The sequence below is a fragment of the Streptomyces sp. NPDC002130 genome (assembly GCF_040296465.1).
In the GTDB taxonomy this organism is placed as follows: domain Bacteria; phylum Actinomycetota; class Actinomycetes; order Streptomycetales; family Streptomycetaceae; genus Streptomyces.
Genome location: NZ_JBEOXI010001007.1, coordinates 1 through 1,230, shown reverse-complemented (window position 1 = coordinate 1,230; position 1,230 = coordinate 1). Strand labels below are relative to the sequence as shown.

Sequence of the window (1,230 nt, the reverse complement as noted above, 5' to 3'; positions counted from 1 at the left end):
GTACGTGCCCGTGCGCTCGGACAGCGCCTGGTAGCAGGCACGGATGCCGGGCTGGGGCATGGTGATCGCCACCATCATCGTGCTCTCGAACCTCGCGGCCATTGCCGTCGATTTCTTCTATCTGTTCATCGCGCGGGTGGTCGACAATCCCTCCATCGCCGATCTACCGGGCAACAAATTTGTCAACGTCGGTACGACGCTGGTGTTCATCGCCCTGGCCACCTGGATTGCCAGTCGAGGAATCACCACCAGCGAGCGCGTGCAGTTCGCGCTCGTCGGTTTCCAGATGGTGCTGCTCGTCGTCTTCGCCGTCGTTGCACTGGTTCACGTCGGTGCCGGCGACGCCCCGGCCGGATTGTCCTTCGACCTGAGTTGGTTCAACCCGTTCAGTGGACTCGCCATCGGAGCGTTCGTCATCGGACTCACCGGATCGATCTTCGCGTTCTGGGGTTGGGATACCTGTCTCACGCTGGGCGAGGAGTCGAAGAACCCGAAGAAGACCCCGGGCCGCGCCGGTTTGCTCTGTGTCGCAACCATTCTCCTGACCTACCTGTTGGTCGCCGTTGCCGCGATGATGTACGCCGGCGTCGGCGAGGAAGGTCTCGGCCTCGGCAATCCCGACAACTCCGAGAACGTCTTCGGCGCTCTGGCCGACCCGGTACTGGGCAACTGGGGTGGCATGCTCCTGTTCCTCGCCGTCTTCGTCTCTTCCGTCGCAAGCCTGCAGACCACGTTCCTGCCCGCGGCACGAACCATGCTCGCCATGGGTGCATACGGAGCTTTCCCCAAGAAGCTCGCCGAGGTCTCGCCTCGGTTCCTGGTGCCGTCGTACGCGACCGTCGTGGCAGGCGCGGTAACCGCAGTGTTCTACAGCGTCGTCACGTTCCTGTCCGAAAGTGCTCTGCTCGACACGATCGCCGCACTCGGCATCATGATCTGCTGGTACTACGGCATCACCGCATTCGCGTGCGTGTGGTATTTCCGCAAGACGCTCTTCGAGAGCGTACGAAACTTCGTCTTCCGGCTCGCATTCCCGCTCATCGGTGGCCTCATGCTGCTTGCGGTGTTCGTCATTTCGGTCCAGGAGAGTATGAATCCGGACAATGCCAGCGGGGCATCCATCGGCGGCATCGGCCTGGTCCTTCTTCGCGCTGCTGGAGGGCGGAGACCGCGAGCAGCCCGTAGACACCCCAGGTGTGGAACTGGTTCTGCCGGTGCTCGATCTGCTCG

The 1,230-nt window shown here is 62.6% G+C and carries 1 protein-coding gene; it reads left to right on the top strand.

Annotated features, from left to right (window positions below; genetic code table 11):
• Positions 1 to 58 precede the first annotated feature (58 nt).
• Positions 59 to 1,230, top strand: a 1,172-nt coding sequence (locus ABT116_RS47875; protein ID WP_351647763.1) for an APC family permease, incomplete at its 3' end; no start/stop codon positions are given.